Annotated in this window: 17 protein-coding genes, 1 tRNA gene and 1 pseudogene; 4 read left to right on the forward strand and 15 right to left on the reverse strand. The window is 57.7% G+C overall.

The window, feature by feature from the left end; genetic code table 11:
- The first annotated feature begins 23 nt into the window (after nucleotides 1-23).
- Together selA and selB are read left to right on the forward strand one after the other, a co-directional pair.
- A complete protein-coding gene (selA, locus tag J8Z22_RS21455; RefSeq protein ID WP_252008127.1) occupies nucleotides 24-1,442 on the forward strand; it encodes an L-seryl-tRNA(Sec) selenium transferase in 1,419 nt (472 codons plus the stop codon).
- Nucleotides 1,439-3,214: pseudogene (gene selB / locus J8Z22_RS22270) on the forward strand (selenocysteine-specific translation elongation factor); the annotation flags it as partial. The gene selA and the pseudogene selB, both read left to right, overlap by 4 nt.
- A gap of 108 nt (nucleotides 3,215-3,322) precedes the next feature.
- Here selB and J8Z22_RS21465 read toward each other — a convergent pair.
- Nucleotides 3,323-3,417 (reverse strand) — tRNA-Sec (locus J8Z22_RS21465).
- Nucleotides 3,418-3,558: 141 nt separating this feature from the next.
- Here J8Z22_RS21465 and fdhD point away from each other — a divergent pair.
- Nucleotides 3,559-4,392 carry a formate dehydrogenase accessory sulfurtransferase FdhD gene (gene fdhD, locus J8Z22_RS21470; protein WP_252008129.1) on the forward strand — a complete coding sequence of 278 codons (834 nt, stop codon included), beginning with the start codon at nucleotides 3,559-3,561 and terminating at the stop codon, nucleotides 4,390-4,392.
- A gap of 96 nt (nucleotides 4,393-4,488) precedes the next feature.
- Here fdhD and J8Z22_RS21475 read toward each other — a convergent pair whose 3' ends face one another.
- Nucleotides 4,489-4,962, reverse strand: coding sequence for a cupin domain-containing protein (locus J8Z22_RS21475; protein ID WP_252008130.1), 474 nt, complete (start codon nucleotides 4,960-4,962; stop codon nucleotides 4,489-4,491).
- A gap of 240 nt (nucleotides 4,963-5,202) precedes the next feature.
- On the opposite strand from J8Z22_RS21475, the gene J8Z22_RS21480 reads away from it, so the two are divergent.
- Nucleotides 5,203-5,955: an outer membrane protein OmpK gene (locus J8Z22_RS21480; RefSeq protein ID WP_252008132.1), complete on the forward strand. Its 753-nt coding sequence runs from the start codon at nucleotides 5,203-5,205 to the stop codon at nucleotides 5,953-5,955.
- 92 nt (nucleotides 5,956-6,047) lie between these two features.
- Here J8Z22_RS21480 and J8Z22_RS21485 read toward each other — a convergent pair whose 3' ends face one another.
- The 13 genes from J8Z22_RS21485 to J8Z22_RS21545 form a co-directional block, all read right to left on the reverse strand.
- A complete protein-coding gene (locus J8Z22_RS21485; RefSeq protein WP_252008134.1) occupies nucleotides 6,048-6,248 on the reverse strand; it encodes a hypothetical protein in 201 nt (66 codons plus the stop codon).
- 805 nt (nucleotides 6,249-7,053) lie between these two features.
- The gene (locus J8Z22_RS21490; protein WP_028111225.1) at nucleotides 7,054-8,043 is read right to left on the reverse strand and encodes a formate dehydrogenase subunit gamma; all 990 of its coding nucleotides are present in this window, start codon (nucleotides 8,041-8,043) and stop codon (nucleotides 7,054-7,056) included.
- A 67-nt stretch (nucleotides 8,044-8,110) separates the two neighbouring features.
- Nucleotides 8,111-8,704: a formate dehydrogenase FDH3 subunit beta gene (gene fdh3B / locus J8Z22_RS21495; protein WP_028111224.1), complete on the reverse strand. Its 594-nt coding sequence runs from the start codon at nucleotides 8,702-8,704 to the stop codon at nucleotides 8,111-8,113.
- A gap of 23 nt (nucleotides 8,705-8,727) precedes the next feature.
- Nucleotides 8,728-11,598: a formate dehydrogenase subunit alpha gene (locus tag J8Z22_RS21500; protein ID WP_028111223.1), complete on the reverse strand. Its 2,871-nt coding sequence runs from the start codon at nucleotides 11,596-11,598 to the stop codon at nucleotides 8,728-8,730.
- A gap of 12 nt (nucleotides 11,599-11,610) precedes the next feature.
- The gene (locus tag J8Z22_RS21505) at nucleotides 11,611-11,808 is read right to left on the reverse strand and encodes a twin-arginine translocation signal domain-containing protein (protein WP_028111222.1); all 198 of its coding nucleotides are present in this window, start codon (nucleotides 11,806-11,808) and stop codon (nucleotides 11,611-11,613) included.
- A 729-nt stretch (nucleotides 11,809-12,537) separates the two neighbouring features.
- Nucleotides 12,538-13,575, reverse strand: a complete 1,038-nt coding sequence (locus J8Z22_RS21510; protein ID WP_028111220.1) for a formate dehydrogenase subunit gamma — start codon at nucleotides 13,573-13,575, stop codon at nucleotides 12,538-12,540.
- A 25-nt stretch (nucleotides 13,576-13,600) separates the two neighbouring features.
- Nucleotides 13,601-14,179, reverse strand: a complete 579-nt coding sequence (fdh3B, locus tag J8Z22_RS21515; RefSeq protein WP_028111219.1) for a formate dehydrogenase FDH3 subunit beta — start codon at nucleotides 14,177-14,179, stop codon at nucleotides 13,601-13,603.
- A 12-nt stretch (nucleotides 14,180-14,191) separates the two neighbouring features.
- Nucleotides 14,192-17,056, reverse strand: a complete 2,865-nt coding sequence (locus tag J8Z22_RS21520) for a formate dehydrogenase subunit alpha (protein ID WP_028111218.1) — start codon at nucleotides 17,054-17,056, stop codon at nucleotides 14,192-14,194.
- 12 nt (nucleotides 17,057-17,068) lie between these two features.
- On the reverse strand, nucleotides 17,069-17,269 hold the full coding sequence (locus J8Z22_RS21525) for a hypothetical protein (RefSeq protein WP_028111217.1): 201 nt from the start codon (nucleotides 17,267-17,269) through the stop codon (nucleotides 17,069-17,071).
- Nucleotides 17,270-17,397: 128 nt separating this feature from the next.
- On the reverse strand, nucleotides 17,398-18,027 hold the full coding sequence (locus J8Z22_RS21530) for a molecular chaperone (protein ID WP_028111216.1): 630 nt from the start codon (nucleotides 18,025-18,027) through the stop codon (nucleotides 17,398-17,400).
- Between the two features lie 12 nt (nucleotides 18,028-18,039).
- Nucleotides 18,040-19,665 (reverse strand): 4Fe-4S binding protein, encoded by a 1,626-nt coding sequence (locus tag J8Z22_RS21535; RefSeq protein WP_252010508.1) that lies wholly within the window; start codon nucleotides 19,663-19,665, stop codon nucleotides 18,040-18,042.
- A gap of 175 nt (nucleotides 19,666-19,840) precedes the next feature.
- Nucleotides 19,841-20,431 (reverse strand): DUF3306 domain-containing protein, encoded by a 591-nt coding sequence (locus tag J8Z22_RS21540; RefSeq protein ID WP_252008136.1) that lies wholly within the window; start codon nucleotides 20,429-20,431, stop codon nucleotides 19,841-19,843.
- Nucleotides 20,418-20,885, reverse strand: a complete 468-nt coding sequence (locus tag J8Z22_RS21545) for a DUF3305 domain-containing protein (protein ID WP_028111214.1) — start codon at nucleotides 20,883-20,885, stop codon at nucleotides 20,418-20,420. The genes J8Z22_RS21540 and J8Z22_RS21545 overlap by 14 nt, the downstream gene beginning before the upstream one ends.
- Between the last annotated feature and the right edge of the window lie 56 nt (nucleotides 20,886-20,941).

The following is a 20,941-nucleotide window of genomic DNA, read 5'->3' on the forward strand; positions in this document are numbered from 1 at the left end:
ACACCACCAACAAGAACCAGACGATGACCCAAACACCCGATACTCAGCGCGCCCTCTACCGGGCCCTGCCTTCCATGGACAGCCTGCTGGCGCAACCGAATCTGGCACCACTGCTGCGGCAATTTGGCAAAACCGCGGTAAAACACGCCGTGGATGCCTGTCTGCAACAAGCCCGAGTCGACATTTCGCGGCAACGTAGCCTGCCGTCATGGTGTGAACAGCCACAGCGGTTGTACGAGTGTTTGGCTGATCGCCTGTCACAGCAGCATCGGCACAGCCTGGTGCCGGTTTGGAATCTCACCGGCACCCTGTTGCACACCAACCTTGGCCGAGCACAGCAGTCTCAGGCGGCCATCGATGCGGTGACCTCGGTGATGCGCTACCCGACGCCACTGGAATTTGAGTTGCAGGCGGGCGTTCGTGGCCACCGCGACAACGCCATCAGTGATTTGATTCGACGCCTGACCGGGGCCGAAGCGTGCTGCGTGGTCAACAACAACGCCGCCGCGGTACTGCTGATGTTGTCCGCGGTCGCACCGGGAAAAGAGGTTATTGTCTCCCGCGGCGAGCTGGTAGAAATCGGCGGAGCCTTTCGCATTCCCGACATCATGCGCCAGGCCGGCTGCACCCTGGTCGAGGTAGGCAGCACCAACCGTACCCACCTGCGGGATTACCAAAACGCCATCACCGACAACACCGCCGCCATCATGAAGGTGCACACCAGCAACTATCACATCTGCGGTTTCACCGCCTCGGTTGCCGAGGCCGAGTTGGCGCAGCTGTGCCAGCAACAGAATATCGCCCTGATCTCCGATCTTGGCAGTGGTTCTCTCACCGATCTGCGCCGTTTCGGCTTAAAGCAGGAACCGTCCCCTCAGGCAATGCTGGCCGACGGCGTGGATCTGGTGAGTTTTTCCGGCGACAAACTGCTGGGCGGGCCTCAATCCGGGCTGGTGGTGGGCAAACGTCACCTGATCGACCGGCTTCAGCAGCATCCCCTCAAACGGGCACTGCGTTGTGACAAGCTGATTCTGGCCGCGCTGGAGAGCACCCTGATTCACTACCTGACCCCGGAGACCCTGGATCAACAACTGCCGATACTGGCCAAGTTTTCCCGCAGCCTGAGTCAACTGAACGCCATGGGCGAACGACTGCTACAGGCACTGCAACCGCTCTTTGCCGACCGCTACCTGCTGCAACTGACCGAGACCCGCACTCAGGTCGGCAGCGGCGCCCAGCCGGATACCACCCTGGCCTCGGTGGCCCTGACGTTTATCGGCCAGGGTCCGCACAGCAGCTCCGATCTGGAACAGCATTTTAAGCGGGCAACGCGACCGATCATCGGCCGGATCAGTCAAGGCCGGCTGCTGTTGGATCTACGCGGCGTCGATGACGAAGCCGAGCTGACCGAACAACTGTTGCAACAGGGACGTTCGCTATGATTCTGGTCACCGCCGGGCACGTCGATCACGGCAAAACCACCTTGATTCGTACCCTGACCGGCATCAATGCCGATCGCCTGCCCGAAGAGCAGCGCCGGGGCATGACCATCGACCTGGGCTACGCTTTCCTGCCGATAGACAACGGCCAACGGTTGGCCTTCATCGACGTTCCCGGCCATGAAAAGTACATCAACAACATGTTGGTGGGCGTCAGTCACGCTCAGCACGCCCTGGTGGTGATTGCCTGCGACGACGGCGTGATGCCACAAACCCGGGATCACCTGCAGATACTGTCACTGCTGCCGCTGCACAGCCTGACGCTGGTGCTGACCAAGCGCGACCTGGTGACCGAGGCGCGCTGTCTGCAGGTGCAGGCCGATGCCGAAGCCCTGCTAGCGCACTTCCAGCTGAGTGCCAACCGAATCTTTGCCGTGGCCGCCCACGACGGCAACGACACCGCAACCCTGAAGCGTCATCTTCAGGCGTTGTCACCACGCCAGGACAACCCGTCCATTCCCCACAGCTTTCGACTGAGCCTGGATCGCGCCTTTACCATTAACGGTGCCGGTTGGGTGGTCACCGGAACAGTAATCAGCGGCTCTCTGGCCGTCGGCGATGTCCTGCACAGCTCCGGTCAGCGAGGCCAGATGAAGGTACGCGGGCTGCGTTGCCAGGGGCAGCAAGCTCAACAGGCCGAAGCCGGCACCCGGGTCGCCATCAATGTCACCGGTGTCGACAACCACCGACCACCGCGTCGGGGCGACTGGCTAAGTAGCCAGGTTCAGCCGGCGGCGTGCCCACGCCCAGTCGTACAGATTCGTCCATTTGAATCCCTGAGCCACTGGCAAAGCGTGCACTGCCATCACAGCGCCGACCACCTGCTGGGCCGGGTGGCACTGCTGGGACCGGCCGACGACAACGGCCACTACCTGGCGGAACTGGCACTGGACAAACCGATGTTGCTGGCGCACGACGACACCATCGTATTGCGTCATGCCGATGGCAAACGCACCCTGGGTGCAGCCCGGGTCATCGCCCTGACCAGTCCCAATCGGAAAAAACGCACCGCCGAGCGCTTGGCGCGGCTGACGCAGTTGGCCCATTGCAACACCGTGACCGCGGCTCTGACGACCCTGGCGACTCACAGCGCCCTTGATGCCAAGGAGATTCAGTGGCGCTGGCAACTGACCGACGCCGGGCTGCAGCAAGCCGTGGATTGTGCCGGCCTAAGCCAACTGGGTGACCATCTGGTTGGCCCAGCTTACCTGCAGCAGCAACAGCAATTGCTGCTCACCCATCTGGGTCAGTACCACCAGTCTCACCCGGACCAATTAGGGCTGGGACGACAACGACTGTTGCGCATCAGCCATAGTCCGCTTGCCGATAGCCTGGCCAATCGCTTGCTCGCCATCTGGTGCCAGCAGGGCAGCCTGTGCCAACGAGGCTCACTGCTGCACCTGCCAAGCCATAGTGCCACCCTCAGCGCAGAAGGCGAGGCGCAGTGGCAAACGCTGAAACCGCTGTTGGCTGCCAGCCGTGCACCGGTGTGGGTCACCGAGATGGCGCAGTGGCTGTCGGTGTCGGCGGCCGATCTGCGGCCACTGTGCGTGCAGCTAGTACAGCAGGGGCACCTGACAGCCATCATCAAGGATCGTTACTTGCTGACCACCACCCTGTGTCATTACGCCGACGGCATTCGCACCCACCTGCAGCATCAACCGCAGCTGGAGACCCGGGAGTTTAAGACGATGATCGGCCTGGGGCGCAAAGTCAGCATTCAGTTATTGGAGTTTTTTGATCGCAGCGGCTTTACCCGCCGCAAATTTGGCGGCAGTCATCGAGAGATTCGTGATGGGGAGCTGTTTCAAAGCGAGCAGAAGTGGCGGAAGAACATAGGAGTCGAACCTACCTGGGACTGCTGGCAGCCCCACCCGGATTTGAAGTCCGGACGCCTCACCGGAGACGACGTTCTTCCATCTGAAGACGAGGTGATAATAAGAGCAGACCTCTAAAATAACAACCGCAATTTATATATTAGCTTGGATTTGAGATCGCGATCTCAATTTAAAATCCGAGCCAGACACTTATTACCTAAATTTGAATTCAGGACTGGTTTATGACTTATTTTAAAGATGTCATAAGTAAAAAAGAGATTATTTTGGTTGAGCATAAAGGCACCTCCAAATTAACCGACTTTGTCGCCAATGAAGTGCGTGTTGCCCTCGTCTATAATGGCATTGCCCACACCGTTATGCTCGCCAGCCCCAGGGATCTCGAAGCCTTTGCCATCGGCTTCAGCCTATCGGAAAGAATTGTCTCGAAAATTACTGATATCAAGAGTGTAGAAATTGAGCACGTCGAAGAAGGGGTGATCATTCAATTGGAAATCACCCAACGTTGCTTTATGGCTCTGAAACATCAGCGACGTAATATGGCAGGGCGTACCGGCTGCGGCCTGTGTGGTGTGGCGCAACTGGAAGAAGCAGTAAAGCCAGTAATAAAGTTAGAGTCCGATGTTAGTTTTGATATTCAAAACCTGCAAACAGCACTTGCGGAAATAAAGGACAATCAGAGCCAATTTGAATTAACCGGGGCCACTCATGCCGCCATGGGGCTCGATAACAACGGCACTATTATTGATGCCTATGAAGATATTGGCAGGCACATCGCTCTGGATAAACTCATCGGCGCGAGTGCCAGCCAGTCCATCCGTCCCCCCACCGCAGTGCTGCTCACCAGTCGCGTCAGCTTTGAGATGGTTCAAAAGGCCGCCAGCGCCAACATTCAGATTCTGTTTGCCTTGTCGGCCGTCACCTCGCTGGCGCTGGAACTGGCCCAGCGTAGCAACATCACCCTGGTGGGCTTCTGCCGCCAGGGCCGTGCCACCGTCTACAGCCATGGCCATCGCCTCAACCTGGAGCGACAACCACGCCTGTCCCAAGTGATCTAAGCGACTTCCATCAATGCCCCAGGCCTGTTTTACCGGCCTGGGAAACTACCCCGCCACGGTCGACTCAGCGGGTCAGCGGGTCAGCGGGTCAGCGGGTCAGCGGGTCAGCATTTCAATGATGCTGTGGTGCTGCGGGTACTGCGCCAGTAACTCCGCCCGTTCAAACAACTCGAAATCACCAAAAGTGAATCCGGGCGACACCATGCAACCCACCAGGGAATAGCCCGGGTTGTTCATGGCCGACCCAAAGATCACCCCTCTGGGCACCAACACCTGAGGCCGCTCTCCCGCTGCCAGATCCATTCCCAGTTGCACCTGCTGCAGTCGGCCGTCCGGGTGAATCATGCTAATGGTCATCGATTCACCGCCATGGAAATACCACATTTCATCGGCGCTCAAGCGATGAAAATGAGACACCTCGCCGCACTTAAGCAAGAAATAGATGCTGGTCCACAACCCTCGCTGCTCATCAAACGGGCGGTCGGAGGCGAAACTGGGGGCATAGTAACCGCCCTCCACATGGGGCTGCAGTTGTAACGACTGAATCAGGGCATCGGCGGTTGGCTTCATGGGGCTCTCTCTGAGTTTGCAAACGAGTCAGGGTAGGCCAACCGCACTCAAATTGCCATGACGCATAACAAGCCACTGAACTGCCGGAAAAAACGAAATACCGTCAATCACGAAATCTCTCAGTATTCGCCCACCCGGTAATTACGAAATACGGTGAAACGGCCGTTTTATTCAGCAATGGCCGCGCTGGTATACAACTTGCGCTGTCCGGCCTCACGATTAACGACAACAGGACAATCAATGACACGCATACGAAGTGGATGGGCAATACTGGTGGCAACACTGGCCGTTTCCGGCAACCTGGCTGCCAGTGGCATCACCGCCGCCGAGGTGGGCTATATGGGCTTCACTCAGGCCACTCTGAATCGGAACCCCGGCGCTTTTGATCAACCCTACCTGCTTCTCAACTACCTGAATGCCCAGGACCAACACCGCCTGTCCGCTTCACTGAAGCTGGAGAATCCGGGGGCGACTGCCCACAACCAGCAGCATCAGGCCGGCCGCCAGGCCGCCAAGGTCTCCGCCCGCTACCAGGGTAACCTGGCCTCAGTGCCGGCACAGTTGTGGCTGCAGCACTTCTCCATGCTCAGCGACGCCCTCATCGAGAACAACCTGTTTATGGGGCTGCGACGGGATGGCCACTGGCAGGGATTGGGATTGGGTATGGGCGCTGGCGCCCACTACTCCTTTGGGCGTTCGGACTTTACCGATCAGCATTACGCCGACTGGAGCGGCATGGTCACCAACATTCAACTGAACTGGGCGAACCGATCCACCCGACTCAGCCTGGATTGGATGGGACACTTTTTCCGCAGCGACGCCCACGCCTCCACCTTTGGTTACACCGGCACCGGCCAGCAACTGACTCTGCTGGCACAGCGGCAACTGTGGCCGGACTGGAGTGTTCAGGGCAAGCTGGTGGGGTATAAGAGCCTGGGCGCCAACCCCAACGACGGGCTGGAGTACTCCATGGGTGTCAACTACCAGTTCTGACTCGAGGCCAGCGCCCCCTTAAGGCCGGACACACGGCCAGCCCGGATAAACGCCTCCGAGGCTGGCCGACACAAGCAGAAATACCACCACAGTCACGGTGACGAGCGATCCCCTCGGCCTGTTCTTAATCGAACGCCGAAGAGTTTCAACGTCACCCCACAAAACGCCAACTGGAAGAAGAACATCATTCTTTCCAGATCCAACTCGCGGCCGAAATACTGATAGCCATAATAGATCACGAAGAACAACATCGTGTTAATAAAGGCCGCCAATAGTGCTTTAAAAATGTCCATATCTGTCCTTTAGCCTCTACACACTGCACGCCATGGATAACCTCAGTTCTCGCACATTTCCACCACGATCTCACCTGCAGATCCGCCAATACCGGCAGCACCAATTAAACCCCCGGCTCCCGTCATCGCTACCACTCCAGAAAAGGCGCCTCCTACTGCGGCCCCTAATGCGCCACATCCACTTGGCCCTCTACCTCCAAATGCTGACCCCACTCCTTTGCTGAAGAAGTACCCTCCTAAGCCCGCTGCAGCTCCGGCAATACCCGCACCGACAAAGTGCAAAAAGCCACCATTAACCGAACAAATCTCACTCTCAGTTAGTGTTCTCATGCTCACTCCTTGAACAAAAATTACATCATCACTAATAACTATAATCACCGCCGCCGCATTTATTGCCTAGGTTGAAATATTGCCAAATCGAAGTGACTGCAATGACAAGCGCTAGGGCTTTGTCTCTTTTAGGGAATCCGTTGCCTACTGAACATTATCAACCTGACGGTCGCGGCTTCTGCTGACACCCAATGACTAAAACAACTGACAGGTATCAGGTTAGGTGTCTCAAACTTTGCCACCGTGACACGAAAAAAGCCCCGTGCGCGATGCAAACCGGGGCTTTGGGTTTTCCCTTCCGAGGAAGTGGGGGACCGCCGAAGCGAACAGCGGGTGAAGCCTCCTGACCTGCTCCACCGATGCCGTATCGCGACAGCAGTCCAATCTGAGTCGTTGACCCTGACTTCCGGTGACCGTTGCCACCAGAGGCCAGGACGGTGAGTTATCGATCACCCACCCCGCAGCATTGGTCTAATTAAGACTTGTACTCCAGGGTGCCGTCGGCTTTGATTTCGTCGTACCACACATTGTGGTGTTGCTTGGCCCAGTTCTCATCACAGTAACCGGACTTCATGCACTCCATACCGCCTTCAGACATCACGGTGGCCATAAAGATGTGCACAATGGAGAAGGCACAGATGATGATCGCCGATGCGCCGTGGGCGATGATCGCCAGCAAGCTCAGGGTACGGCTGGGTTCAAAGACGGTCGGGAACAGCAGAACCAGACCCGAGGCCACAATCACACCGCCAAACAGCACAAAGAACCAGAACCACATCTTCTCACCGGCGTTGGCAAAACCCGCATCCGGGTGCTTGCCCTTAAACGGACCGAAGTTGATGTAGCCGCCCACCACCAGGAACCAGTCCAGGTCGTACTTGGCGGGAATCTGATTTTTGGCCCACTTCACGGTCATCAACGCCCATCCGAGAATGAACGGAATCGCCATGTAATCGTGGATAGGCTTCATCGCCGCCATCAGGGTGGCGAAGGTGCTCTGTCCCAGGGTTGGCTCAAAGAAATGACGACCGGCCATCAGCATCAATCCGGTCAGGATCAGCGTCAGGCAGGGAATGGCCCCCAGCCAATGAATCGCCACGTCGGCTTTGGACCAGCGCAGCACCATCTTACCGGAATAGCCGTCGTGCAACTTCGAGATGCCGTTAACCAGCACAAACAGCACAAAGATGCCGATCATACCGAACAGTGCCAGCATCAGTCCTGGAGCCAGAATCTGCTCCCGCAACGGAATAATGCGCTCATCGTAGGTGTTGATGGCCTGAGCATGGAATGGGCTCTGAGAGGTGGTGTACCCCTCCTGCCCCTGCTTCAACGCCTCCCACACCACCTCGGTCTGATTGCCAGCCTGTTGGGCAACAGTGCCGGGATCGTCGGCGGCAACGCCAACCAGAGGCAGTGCCAGAGCGACCAGCATCAACAGAGGACGTAACAGAGTTTTCAACATAGGTTGCTCCAAACGAGGAAAGGGGCACGGGCCGGAAAACCGGTTCGTGCCCCTTGGCCGATGCTACTTAAGCACCTGTCTTGGTGTTAAACACGAAGGCCTGGTTGCCACCACGGTTTACCACACGCTCACGGAAGATCTCCGATACGGTGTTGGCATCACCGGCCAGCAGCGCCTTGGTAGAGCACAGCTCGGCACACATAGGCAGCTTGCCTTCCGCCAGACGGTTGGCACCGTAGAGCTCACGCTCCTTGGCACTACCGGCTTCGGTGTTCGGGCCACCGGCACAGAAGGTGCACTTGTCCATCTTACCCTTGGAGCCGAAGGTCGACTGTTTCGGGAACTGAGGGGCACCAAACGGGCAGGCGTACAGGCAGTAACCACAACCGATGCAACGCTCTTTGTCGTGCAGCACGATGCCGTCGTCGGTCTTGGAGAATACGTTCACCGGGCACACCGCCATACAAGGGGCATCGGCACAGTGCATGCACGCTACAGACAGAGAGGCTTCTTTGCCCACCTGACCATCGTTGATGGTCACAACGCGGCGACGGGAAATGCCCCACTCCAGCGCGCTGTCGTTTTCGTTCTTACAAGCGGTGACACAGCCGTTACATTCGATGCAGCGCTTGGTATCACACATGAATTTCATGGTCGCCATTAGGCTAATCTCCTTTAACGGCCTTAAGCTTTAACAATCTGACACAGGGACACTTTGGTTTCCTGCATCTGAGTTACCGGGTCATAACCGTAGGTCATGGCGGTGTTGGCGGACTCACCCACAACGTATGGCTTGGTGCTGACACCGCCACTTTCTGGGTACTTCAGCTCTTCGCCTTCAAACACACCCGCAAAGTGGTATGGCATGAAGGTCTCACCTTCGATGACGCGCTCGGTTACCATCGCCTGAATGGTCAGTACTGCCCCTTCAGGAGATTGCAGCTTAACGGTATCGCCGTCACGAATGCCGCGGTCGGCCGCATCGGCAGGGTTGATCTCAACGAACATCTCCTGCTGCAGTTCCGCCAGCCATGGGTTGGAGCGAGTCTCTTCACCACCACCCTCGTACTCAACCAGACGACCGGTCGTCACCACCAGAGGGAACTTCTTATCCAGATCCTCTTTGATGACCTTCTGCTGAATGGACTTGTACAGGGTCGGCAGACGGTGAACCTGACGGTCATCGTAAGTCGGGTACTTGGCAATCAAGTCGCGACGTGGGGTGTACAGAGGCTCACGGTGCAGAGGAATCTCGTCCGGGAAGGTCCATACACGAACACGGGCCTTGGCGTTACCGTAAGGGATACAGCCGTGCTTCATGGCCACACGCTGGATACCACCGGAGATGTCGGTCTTCCAGTTCTTGCCATCGGCGTGCTTCTTCTCTTCGGCAGTCAGTTCATCCCACCAGCCCAGCTGCTTGAGCATGTCGGCGGTGAATTCCGGATGACCGTCACCCAGCTCGTTACCCTTGGAACCCGGGTCTTCGGCCAGAATGTTGACGCCATTGTGCTCAACACCAAAGCGGGCACGGAAGTTACCGCCGCCTTTCATGATGTGCTTGGAGGTATCGTACAGGATGTGAGTACCCGGGTGTTTCACCTCAGGGGTACCCCAACATGGCCAAGGCAGACCGTAGGTTTCGCCTTTAGCCGGACCACCAGGTGCAGCCAGGTCTTCCCAGGAGAAGGTGCCCCAGTTTTCCTGATGGGTCTTCAGACGCTCAGGGGACTGACCGGTCATGCCGATGGTCCACATGCCGCGGTTCCACTCACGAGTAGTGTCTTCCACGTTAGGCTGGTTGTTCTGAACCTTAATGCGCTTGGTGAACTGCTCAGCAAAGCCCAGTTTCTTGGCCAGAAGATACATGATCTCGTGGTCAGGCTTGGCTTCGAAGGCAGGCTCAATCACCTGGGAGCGCCACTGAATGGAGCGGTTCGACGCTGTCACGGAACCGTAGGTTTCGAACTGAGTCGCCGCAGGCAGCAGATACACACCGTCTTTACGCTGGTGCATCACACCGGCCATGGTTGGGTATGGGTCAACCACCACAATGGCATCCATCTTGTTCAGTGCTTCACGCACTTCACGGCCACGGGTTTCGGTGTTCACCGACTGACCCCAGAAGAAGGCCATGCGGATGTTGTCTTTCTGACCCAGTTTCTTCGGATCTTCCATCACACCATCGTGCCAGCGAGAACACGGAATGCCCGGGGTGTTCATTGGCGTCTTGCCCAGGTACTGACCCTGGTCGAAACGGCTCTTAACCCAGTCGTAATCCAGATCCCATACGTTGGCCCAGTGCTTCCAGGAACCGGTCTTCAGGCCGTAGTAACCTGGCAGGGTGTCAAACAGCAGACCGATGTCGGTCGCGCCCTGTACGTTATCGTGACCACGGAAGATGTTGGCGCCGCCGCCAGAGGTACCCATGTTACCCAGAGCCAGCTGCAGGATGCAGTAAGCACGAGTGTTGGCGTTACCCACAGAGTGCTGGGTACCACCCATACACCAAACGATGGTGCCAGGACGGTGCTCGGCCAGAGTCTTGGCCACGCGCTTCATCTGCTCACCGGTTACGCCGGTAATGTTCTCAACTTCCGCAGGGTGGTAGTTCTTCACTTCATCGCGGATCATCTCCATGCCGTAAACGCGGCGACGGATGAAATCAGGATCTTCCCAGCCATTTTCGAAGATGTGCCACAGCAGGCCGTAGATGAAGGGGATGTCGGTACCTGGACGGATGTGCACGTACTCGTCAGCGTGCGCTGCAGTACGGGTGAATCTAGGGTCGACAACGATCATCTTGGCGCCGCGCTCTTTACCAGTCAGGATGTGCTGCATCGCGACAGGGTGAGCTTCAGCAGGGTTAGAGCCGATGAAGATCATGCTCTTACAGTTGTGCATGTCGTTGTAAGAGTTGGTCATCGCACCGTAACCCCAGGTGTTGGCAACACCGGCTACTGTGGTGGAGTGACAGATACGAGCCGAGTGGTCAACGTTGTTGGTGCCCCACATGGCCGCAAACTTACGGTACAGATAACATTGTTCGTTGGAGAACTTGGCTGATCCCATAAAGAACAGAGAATCCGGACCGGACTCTTCACGAATCTTCAGCATCAGATCGCCGATCTCTTCGATGGCGGTATCCCAGGACAGCTTCTTCCACTTACCGCCTTCCAGCTTCATCGGGTACTTCACCCGCTTTTCGCTGTGGCCGTGGTGACGGATAGACGCACCCTTGGCACAGTGGCCGCCACGGTTGATGGGGTGATCGAAAGCCGGCTCCTGACCAGTCCAGACACCATTCTGTACTTCAGCGTAGATACCGCAACCCACGGAACAGTGGGAACAGATGGTACGCTTCACTTCAGTCGGTGCATTGGGATCGACAGCCTGAGAAGCTTCAGCCTTGCGAATCATACCGGCGCCCAACATGGAGGCAGCGGCAATGCCACCGGTAGTCACACCGGCATTTTTCAGGAATTGACGACGGTTAAGGCCTAACCCGACCTTTTTCTCTGCCGCGACAACCTTGGATTGACGTTCCAGTTTCATCTAAAACCTCGCTTATTGGCCACGCAGAGACGCGTAGTAGCTGCGGACATGATCAGACTCGCGGTAACCGCTGGGCTTCTCATCACTGTGGGCAGGGGTGGCAGCAACCGCCTGGGTGCTGGTCACGGCCGCGGCGGCAGTGGCAGCAGCGGTGCCCAATCCCAGATTTTTCAGAAACGCGCGTCGCGTCTGCTGGGTCTTGTTGGTCATTTGTTACCTCTTTCGTGGTAGCGGGGCCGAATGTGCAATTTGGAAACAACGCGCAGCGCCGCCTCAACAACCATCACACTCCGATCCATTTTTTGATTTTGCTCACATTGGCATTGGCGATTATGCCAACAAAGAGGCGGAAAAACGTGATTCAAATCAACTTTGTTTCAGTATGATTTTCCGAGAAAAACAAACAGATATGGGACATATTGGCCACAGTTGTAATCAGATTGTGAACAAGTGGACAGAGTGGGACAAATGCCCCCATAACCACAGTGGTTGAAGGTCATAACAGCGGCATATGGGTCAGACTATTTCTTCACCATCGCGAAGAATGCTTTCCAAAAAGATGTGATTTTTTTGACCTCGAACGGCCCAATTGCGGCTTTTTTGACCTTGGGCGGTGCTCAAAAAGCCATCGATTCGACCGAGATCACAAAACAAGGGTGGGAAATCAAAGTCAGGCGTTTGATAACCGACGTCCCAGGGTGGCTCAAAAAAGGGCCCCATCGGGGCCCTTTTGAGGGTTAGTTAGACTCAATCAGGTCCGGTACTCGCTGGAGCCGTCATCCTTGATTTCGTCGACCGGAACACGTTGCTGGTGCTACTCAGCGCCGCGCTCACAGCAACTATCATCAAGAACGGTACTCAATCGAGCCGTCAGCCTTGATTTCGTCGACCGGAACACGTTGCTGGTGTTACTCAGCGCCGCGCTCACAGCAACTATCATCAAGAACGGTACTCAATCGAGCCGTCAGCCTTGATTTCGTCGTACCACACATTGTGGTGCTGCTTGGCCCAGTTCTCATCACAGTACCCAGATACCATGCACTCCATTCCCCCTTCAGACAGCACCGTGGCCATAAAGATGTGCACCACGGTAAAGCCGGTGAGAATAATGGCACTGAGGCCATGCAGGGTGATGGCGATCAGACTGGTGGTTCGGGTCGGTTCCATCAGATTCGGGAACAACATGATGACCCCGGAACCAATGACAATCAGCCCAAAGAGGGTGAAACTCCAGAACCACAGCTTTTCACCGGCGTTGGAGAAGCCGGCATCCGGGTGCTTGCCTTTGAACGGCCCGAAATTGATGTAGCCCCCCACCGACGCAAACCATTTCAGGTCATAGCCTGCAGGAATGTTGTGCTTCATCCACCGAACCATCGCCAACACCGCCGCAATGGCAAAAGGGATCGCCATATAGTCGTGTATCGGCTTGGCCATGGCCGCCATGGCGCCCACCGCTTCCGGCCCCAACCAGTCGCCGAACACATACCGGCCAGCCAACAACATCAGCCCGGTAATGATCAGCAGCAAGCAGGGAATCGCCATCAGCCAATGGATCAGCACATCGGTCTTCGGCCACCGTTTCACCAGGGTATTGGAAAACCCCGCCGACAACTTGGCCGGACCGTTGACCAGCACAAACAGGGCGAACACCACAATCATGCCAAACAGGGCCAGGGTAAGAACCGGTGCGGTGGTGTCACTTCGCGTCGACACCAGCGCCGGATCATAGGCGTTGATCAATTGCCCGGCAAAAGGCCCCTGAGCACTGGTACGGCCGGACTCTCCGGCGCGCACCGCGGTCCACAGGGGATCGGGCTCATTGGTGGCTGAATCTGCAGGCGCCGCCTGCAACTCCGCCGCCTGGGCCGCCATCAACGCTTTGCCCGCCTGCTCATCGGCGTCTGGAGTGGCAGCCTGCACCACCCCAACGCTGAACAGCAGTGCCAACAGGGGCAATCGCCACCATCGGCTCATATTGCAACTGCGCATAATGATCTCCTTAGCCGTCCCAGCCGCCTTCCGCCGCACCCCGCTGTGCCACCCGCTGACGGAACACCTGAGACACCGTTTCGGCATCACCGGCCAGCAGCGACTTGGTAGAGCAGACTTCGGCACAAAATGGCAGTTTGCCTTCGGCGATGCGATTGGCCCCATAGAGCTCGCGCTCCTTTTCCGATCCCGGCTCGGCATCCGGACCACCGGCACAATAGGTGCACTTGTCCATCTTACCTTTAGAGCCGAACACCGACTGTTTCGGGAACTGCGGTGCCCCAAACGGGCAGGCATAGAAGCAGTAACCACAGCCGATGCACTTGTCCTTGGAATGACGAACAATGCCGTCGGCGGTCCGCTCGAAACAGTCCGCCGGACACACCGCCATGCAAGGCGCATCGGAGCAGTGCATGCACGCCACCGAAATGGAGGCTTCCTTGCCCACCTGCCCGTCGTTGAGGGTCACCACCCGGCGGCGCTGAATCCCCCACTCCAGAGCAGAGTCGTTTTTACTCTTACACGCGACCACGCAACCGTTACATTCGATGCAGCGTTTGGTGTCACACAAGAATTTCATCGTAGCCATCAGACTTCCTCCTTAAGCTCGATTAATCTGGCAGATGGACACCTTGGTTTCCTGCATCTGGGTCACCGGGTCGTAGCCATAGGTCATGGCCGTGTTGGCCGACTCCCCCTGGATGTACGGCACGGTTCCGTCCGGATAGCGAGGCACCAGACTTTCGCCCTCGAAAATGCCGGCAAAGTGATACGGCATAAAACACTCGCCGGGAATCACCCGTTCGGTCACCAACGCCGTAATGTGCAATACCGGTCCCTCCGGTGAATGCAGGGTCACGTTGTCGCCGTCACGAATGCCGCGGTCGGCAGCGTCCGCCGGGTTGATCTCCACGAACATCTGCTGCTGCAACTCCGCCAGCCAAGGGTTGGATCGGGTCTCTTCACCGCCCCCTTCATACTCCACCAGGCGGCCAGTGGTGACGATCATCGGGAACTTCTTATCCAGATTCTCGGCAATCACCTTGTCCTGAATCGATTTGTACAGGGTTGGCAATCGGTGCACCTGGCGGTCATCCAGGTTGGGGTATTTCAACACCAGATCCCGCCTTGGGGTGTACAACGGCTCCCGGTGCACCGGCACCTGATCTGGGAAAGTCCAAACCCGGCAACGGGCACGGGCATTGCCGTACGGAATACAGCCATGCTTCATGGCTACCCGCTGAATGCCACCGGACAGATCGGTCTTCCAGTTTCGACCTTCGGCCGCCTGTTTCTCCTCGGCAGTCAAATCGTCCCACCACCCCAATTGCTTGAGCATATCGGCAGTGAATTCCGGATGACCGGCTCCCAGTTCGTTGCCCTTGGAGCCGGGATCCGCCGCCAACAGGTCCTGCCCTTCAAACTCGACACCAAAGCGAGCTCGGAAGTTACCGCCGCCCTCCATGATGTGCTTCGAGGTGTCGTACAGGATGTGGGTTCCGGGATGCTTGAGCTCAGGGGTACCCCAGCACGGCCAGGGCAGTCCATAGGTATCGCCCTTGGCGGGCCCCCCTCTGGCGGCCAGATCTTCAAACTCGAACGTGCCCCAGTTCTGCTGATGCATCTTCAAACGTTCCGGCGACTGACCGGTCATGCCGATGGTCCACATGCCGCGGTTCCACTCACGGGTAATGTCTTCCACCAGCGGCTCATTGCCGTTGACCTTGATGTTCTTGCACAGCTGCTCGGCAAAGCCGAGTTTCTTGGCCAGCAGGTACATGATTTCATGGTCGGGCTTAGACTCAAACACCGGCGCCACCACCCGATCCCGCCACTGAATGGAGCGGTTGGAGGCGGTCACCGAGCCAGAGGTTTCAAACTGAGAACAGGCCGGCAGAATGAACACGTTATCCTTACGGGTGTGCATCACCGCCGCCATGGTTGGGTAGGGATCCACCACCACCACCGCGTCCATCTTGTCGAGGGCGTCGCGCACCTCGCGACCGCGGGTTTCGGTGTTCACCGATTGTCCCCAGTAGAACGCCATGCGGACATTGTCTTTCTGGCCCAGCTTGGTGGGGTCTTCCATCACTCCATCGTGCCAACGGGAGCAGGGGATGCCCGGAGTGTTCATGGGTTGCTTACCCAGATAGGTGCCCTGGTCAAAGCGACCCTTGACCCAGTTGTAATCAAGATCCCACACTCGAGACCAGTGCTTCCAGGCCCCGTCCGACAGGCCGTAATACCCCGGCAGGTTATCGAACAACAGCCCCAGATCGGTGGCGCCCTGTACGTTGTCGTGACCACGGAAGATGTTGGCACCGCCACCGGAGGTGCCCATGTTGCCCAGCGCCAGCTGCAAAATGCAGTAAGCACGGGTATTGGCGTTGCCGACGGTATGCTGAGTTCCCCCCATGCACCAGACAATGGTGCCAGGGCGGTTGTCCGCCAGCATCTTCGCCACCTTGTACATCTGGGCTTCCGGCACCCCGGTGATGTTCTCTACCTCCGCAGGCGGGTAGTTCTGCACTTCGGCCTGAATCGCTTCCATGGCCCAAACACGACGATCAATGAAATCCTGATCGTGCCAGTTGTTGGCAAAAATGTGCCACAGCAAGCCATAGATGTAGGGAATGTCGGTACCGGGGCGAATGTGCACGTACTCGTCGGCATGGGCCGCAGTACGGGTGAACCTCGGGTCGACCACGATCATCTTGGCGCCGCGTTCTTTACCAATCAGGATGTGCTGCAGAGAAACCGGGTGGGCCTCGGCTGGGTTAGAGCCAATAAAAATCATACTCTTACAGTTACGCATATCGTTGTAAGAGTTGGTCATGGCCCCATAGCCCCAGGTATTGGCAACCCCGGCGACCGTGGTGGAGTGACAGATCCGTGCCGAGTGGTCGATGTTGTTGGAGCCCCACATGGCGGCGAATTTTCGGTACAGATAACAGCCTTCGTTGGAAAACTTGGCCGAGCCCATAAAGAACAGGCCATCGGGGCCGGACTCCTTACGAATCTTCAGCATCAGCTCACCGACCTGATCGATCGCCTCTTCCCAACTGAGCTTCTTCCATTTCCCCCCCTCCAGTTTCATCGGGTACTTGACCCGTTTTTCACTGTGGGTGTGATGAATCAGCGACGCCCCCTTGGCGCAGTGAGCACCACGGTTGATGGGGTGATCGAACGCCGGTTCATGACCAACCCAGACGTCATTGCTGACCTCGGCATACACCCCGCAGCCCACCGAACAGTGGGAGCAGATGGTTCGCTTAGTTTCCACGGTACCGGATGCATTGCCACCTGCGGCTTCGGCCTTGCGAATCATGCCGGTGCCCAGCATGGACGCTGCCGCAATGCCGCCGGTAGTGACGCCCGCCCGCTGCAGAAACTGACGCCGATTCAACCCCAGTGAGACAGCCTCACGTGCGGATGCATTGGCGTGTGAATTGCGCATGAGTTTCATACTCGCCCTCCGTCAGTCCTTTAAGGTCTGGTAGTAGGATTGAACATGAGCCGTCACCTTGAAGCGGGTGTCGGGCTGCGCATCGGGTGGGGAAGCCTCGGCCGGGGAACTGGCCTGGGCTCTAACGCTGCCGCTGGCCAAAGCCAGGGCCCCTGCTCCCAGGCCAAAGGCCTTGAGCAGACTGCGTCGCTGTTGTTGTTGCCTGTCTTTCATAACACCTCCAAGGTGTTAGTGGATTAAGGTGGGGCTACTGCAGGCTGCCCCACCGCCGGGTGTTTCCGGTCTTACGGAATCGCTGGTACTGGCTATTCAGTGTAGAACAGCCTGTACACTTCACTCCTTTACAGGGTGCCCTCCTGCACCGGGGTCTCCAGGGTCAGGGCTGCAAACTCATCCTTCTCCTGAATAAAGAACTGCTCCGCCAGATGGGCCACGGCGGCATAGAAAGCGGCACCCTGGGCATTAGCCAGGTCGCTCCAAAGCCGATCGGCCCAGGGCTTCAAGTGCTTCTGCCAGAAGCTCAACTGCACGTGCTGAGGGTTTTCCAGCAGCAGTACCGACATCACTTCACACAAGGCGGCGATGTGATCTTCCGGCTCCTTGACCGCGTCTTCCCGGGCAAAACCAAGGCGCACCAGATCCTGGCGCAACTGCACCAGTTGAGTGTCCATCAAGGTCCCGGTCATGTACCAACTGGCGTAGGGAATCACCTCGCCATGGCCCAGACCGATAAACAGGTCGGTGTACTCCTGAGTCACGGTTTCCACGCTGTAGGTCTGCGCCGCCAGCTTAAGGCTGCTCCAGGCTTTGACCATCTCGCCGTCGTCGTCGCTGTTAACCTCAAGATTACCCAGAAAATCCAGCAGCTCCTGAGAGGGAGCGTCCCGCAACAGGCCCGCCAGCAGCTGATAGATGTCGGCGCGAAACTGTTGAATTTCGGAAACCACTCGATGGTGTTGTTGTTCTGTCATGATTACCTCTGTTTAGACGCGCAACTGTTTTTCTGGATCGTTCATGATGTCTTCAAACATGTCTTTAACTCGACAGTCTTCACACATCTGAATCCGCTTAAGGGCATCGCCGGCGAAGGCGCTGTGGTTCTCCATCTGAGTGGTGATCTTGGTGATCACCGCCTTGGTGGCAAACGGCTTGCTACAGCGAATGCACTCGAAGGGCTCCTCTTCGTGCAGCACTCTGGACTGCTGGCGATGCTCCCGATCCAGGGTCACCTGGCTGATCAAGGTGATCGCCTGCTCCGGGCAGGCCTTTTCACACAAGCCACACTGCACGCAAGCTTGCTCGGTAAAGTTCAGCGCCGGCATGTCACCGCCATCCATCAGGGCCCGGGTCGGGCACAGGGCGGAACAGCTCTGACACAAGGTGCACTTTTCAGCATCCACCACCACCGCGCCGTAAGGCAGGTGCGGAATCGACAGGGTCTCATCATTGGCGGCGGCACAGCCGTTTAGATGATCCAGGCCGTTGTAGAAGGCGTCCCGCTTGGGCAGGTTGGACGGGTAGGCAGCGATGGCCAGTTCCGGCCAGCTGGCACTCTGTTCCACCAATGCTGACAGGCTGTCCAACTCGGCGCTAGACAGCATCTGAATCCGATCTTCCAGACCGATGGCCTGCAGCAGATCCGACGCCAGCTTGTGCTCGCGCTGCAACAGGGCCATCAAGGTCGGCGGCGTCACTTCGGTGGTCAACACCACCACCTGGCGAGCGCCCCAGGCCAGTGCCGACATCCAGCTGTCGGTGGCGGCAACGGCAATCTCTTCCAATGCCACCGGCAGCACCGCACCCGGCAAGGCCTGCAACGCTTTTAACGCCTCATCGCCGGCGGTCATGTCATGAAACAGCACCACTGGACGGCTGTCGGCCAGCTCGATGTAACGGGTCACCAGGCGCTTCAGGTAGTCCTGCAACACCGTGGGGGACGGCTGATCATAACTGATGGCACCGGTGGGGCAGGCGTTGGAGCAACTGCCGGCACCGTGGCACAGGTTATGGTCTACCTCAATTTTGTGGTTTACGCTGGCAATGGCGTCCGCCGGACAGAAGTTCAGACAGCGATTGCAGCCATCGATGCCACTGCCATGGTGCGCACAAATGTCGGCGTTAATCTTCACGTATCTGGGCTTAGAAAACTCTCCGACCAGCTCGGGCAACTGCGCCACCGCGCCGGCCAGCTTGTCGGCATCGTCGGCGACATGAAAATACCCCGGTGGCAACAGCTCCAGCGTCAGGCTCGGTTGCTGGCCCAAATCCAGCACCAGATCGTAGTGGGGACGACGCACCGCCGCCGGTGCCAACTCCAGCTCTTTGCCGCTGTCGTCTTTGATGAACGCCTGGTACTGACCCAAAAAGCCTTTCACCTTGACCTGTTTGCTGTAGTAGCTGGGCAGAGTTTCAGTTTGTTCAACCGCCCGCATCACCTCGGCCAGATGTGCCTCATCCTGGCTGGTAATGGGGTCGGTGGCCACCAAGGTGATGCTGGCCATGCCATCGAGGCTGGCGGCGGCCAAACGAATGGCGTCTTCAGCACCGATGATCAACAGATGACCAGCGGTGGTATAGGTGACCGTTTGCGGAATCAGGTTCTCCAACATCTGAACCTGAGCCAGCGCCTGTTCGGCTACGGCGTGTTGAGGGTTGCTCACTGTGCGTTCCTGTTTTCTGTTGCCATCGCCATCGTCTCATGCAGCGGACGGGGTCGTGGCTGGTGGTCGGTAAGTTGCAAGGCCTGTACCAAGGCCTGGCGCCTATGGCTGACGGAAATGCCGGTCAGCTCTGCTGTTCTTTGCCGATGTCCGGATCGGATGGGTCATTTTGTCCATCCTCCTGGGCAACGATGGGTAATTCTGACGGTTTTTCGTCCAGTGCGGGCGCCTCGGCACGCGCCTTGGCCAACGCCTCCTGACGTCGCTCTTCCTCCAGCTTGGCATCCAGATGTCGGAACACCTTTTTCGCCACCTCTTTGGCCACCTGAGTGCTGAGCTTGGGCTGGTTGCTGTAATCCAGGGCGTACTCGGCCATGCCGTCGGTGACGTTGTACTGAGGCTGACGCCACAACGCCTGCAGGGCGCTCTTTTTCTTGTCCGGATCGATCCCTTCCGCCAGGAACTGGGCAAAACTGCCTCCCTCCTCAATGGCGTCGGGATCCGGCAGAGCGTCAGTCTCGACGGCTTCACCGCTGTCGCTGACCGACTCGGTCTCGGCCTGCGCCACAGCATCGGGTCCATTGTCCTCGGCGGGAAGCTCAACCTCGGCGGGCGCCGGCTGTTGCAACGACGCCTCCAGTGCCTGCTCCTCCTCCTTGACCTTGGTCAGGCGCTGCTGCCAGCGGGACAGCAAGCCGGATTTAGTATCGCTCATCGCGCTTCTCCCGCTTGGCCTTCAGCTCACCACGCACGTCGATGTGCTTGCGTCGATGAGCACAGATCGGCTGCTCGCCATGACGAGTAATATAGGCTTCAATCCAGCAACCAATGGCCTGAGGAATGGGGCAGGTAAACACCGGTTGATCGCTCTCCAGGCAACCGGCAGCGATGTTCTGGTTCGCGGTCACCAGCATCGGAACTGGCTCCCCAGCTTCGGTTTCATCGCACACCACAAACAACAGCGGGTTATCCAGATCCAGGTTCAACCGGTAGTTAGAGCGTTCGTCTTTAAACAGCTCCAGACCCACGATGGTGGCGCCCTCGATGGGATCCGCCGACGCCGGCAGCAGCTGATCCACCTCCCAGGTGGTCTGGCTCCAGCGGCCCATGGTGACCTGTTTTGATTTCAGCTTGACCTGCAGAGGCCAGATATTGTCGGTTCGTTGCATCGATTTTGTGCCCTAGATTGGGAAACCCGCAATAACAAAGCAAAAAGCGTTCCAAT

Origin of the sequence: Ferrimonas sp. SCSIO 43195, assembly GCF_023716685.1 — a bacterium.
In the GTDB taxonomy this organism is placed as follows: domain Bacteria; phylum Pseudomonadota; class Gammaproteobacteria; order Enterobacterales; family Shewanellaceae; genus Ferrimonas; species Ferrimonas kyonanensis.

Coding starts and splice junctions, on each gene's coding strand:
- selA (WP_252008127.1), top strand. CDS start 24: ATGACCCAAACACCCGATACTCAGCGCGCCCTCTACCGGGCCCTGCCT.
- fdhD (WP_252008129.1), top strand. CDS start 3,559: ATGACTTATTTTAAAGATGTCATAAGTAAAAAAGAGATTATTTTGGTT.
- J8Z22_RS21475 (WP_252008130.1), bottom strand. CDS start 4,962: ATGAAGCCAACCGCCGATGCCCTGATTCAGTCGTTACAACTGCAGCCC.
- J8Z22_RS21480 (WP_252008132.1), top strand. CDS start 5,203: ATGACACGCATACGAAGTGGATGGGCAATACTGGTGGCAACACTGGCC.
- J8Z22_RS21485 (WP_252008134.1), bottom strand. CDS start 6,248: ATGGACATTTTTAAAGCACTATTGGCGGCCTTTATTAACACGATGTTG.
- J8Z22_RS21490 (WP_028111225.1), bottom strand. CDS start 8,043: ATGTTGAAAACTCTGTTACGTCCTCTGTTGATGCTGGTCGCTCTGGCA.
- fdh3B (WP_028111224.1), bottom strand. CDS start 8,704: ATGGCGACCATGAAATTCATGTGTGATACCAAGCGCTGCATCGAATGT.
- J8Z22_RS21500 (WP_028111223.1), bottom strand. CDS start 11,598: ATGAAACTGGAACGTCAATCCAAGGTTGTCGCGGCAGAGAAAAAGGTC.
- J8Z22_RS21505 (WP_028111222.1), bottom strand. CDS start 11,808: ATGACCAACAAGACCCAGCAGACGCGACGCGCGTTTCTGAAAAATCTG.
- J8Z22_RS21510 (WP_028111220.1), bottom strand. CDS start 13,575: ATGAGCCGATGGTGGCGATTGCCCCTGTTGGCACTGCTGTTCAGCGTT.
- fdh3B (WP_028111219.1), bottom strand. CDS start 14,179: ATGGCTACGATGAAATTCTTGTGTGACACCAAACGCTGCATCGAATGT.
- J8Z22_RS21520 (WP_028111218.1), bottom strand. CDS start 17,056: ATGAAACTCATGCGCAATTCACACGCCAATGCATCCGCACGTGAGGCT.
- J8Z22_RS21525 (WP_028111217.1), bottom strand. CDS start 17,269: ATGAAAGACAGGCAACAACAACAGCGACGCAGTCTGCTCAAGGCCTTT.
- J8Z22_RS21530 (WP_028111216.1), bottom strand. CDS start 18,027: ATGACAGAACAACAACACCATCGAGTGGTTTCCGAAATTCAACAGTTT.
- J8Z22_RS21535 (WP_252010508.1), bottom strand. CDS start 19,665: ATGTTGGAGAACCTGATTCCGCAAACGGTCACCTATACCACCGCTGGT.
- J8Z22_RS21540 (WP_252008136.1), bottom strand. CDS start 20,431: ATGAGCGATACTAAATCCGGCTTGCTGTCCCGCTGGCAGCAGCGCCTG.
- J8Z22_RS21545 (WP_028111214.1), bottom strand. CDS start 20,885: ATGCAACGAACCGACAATATCTGGCCTCTGCAGGTCAAGCTGAAATCA.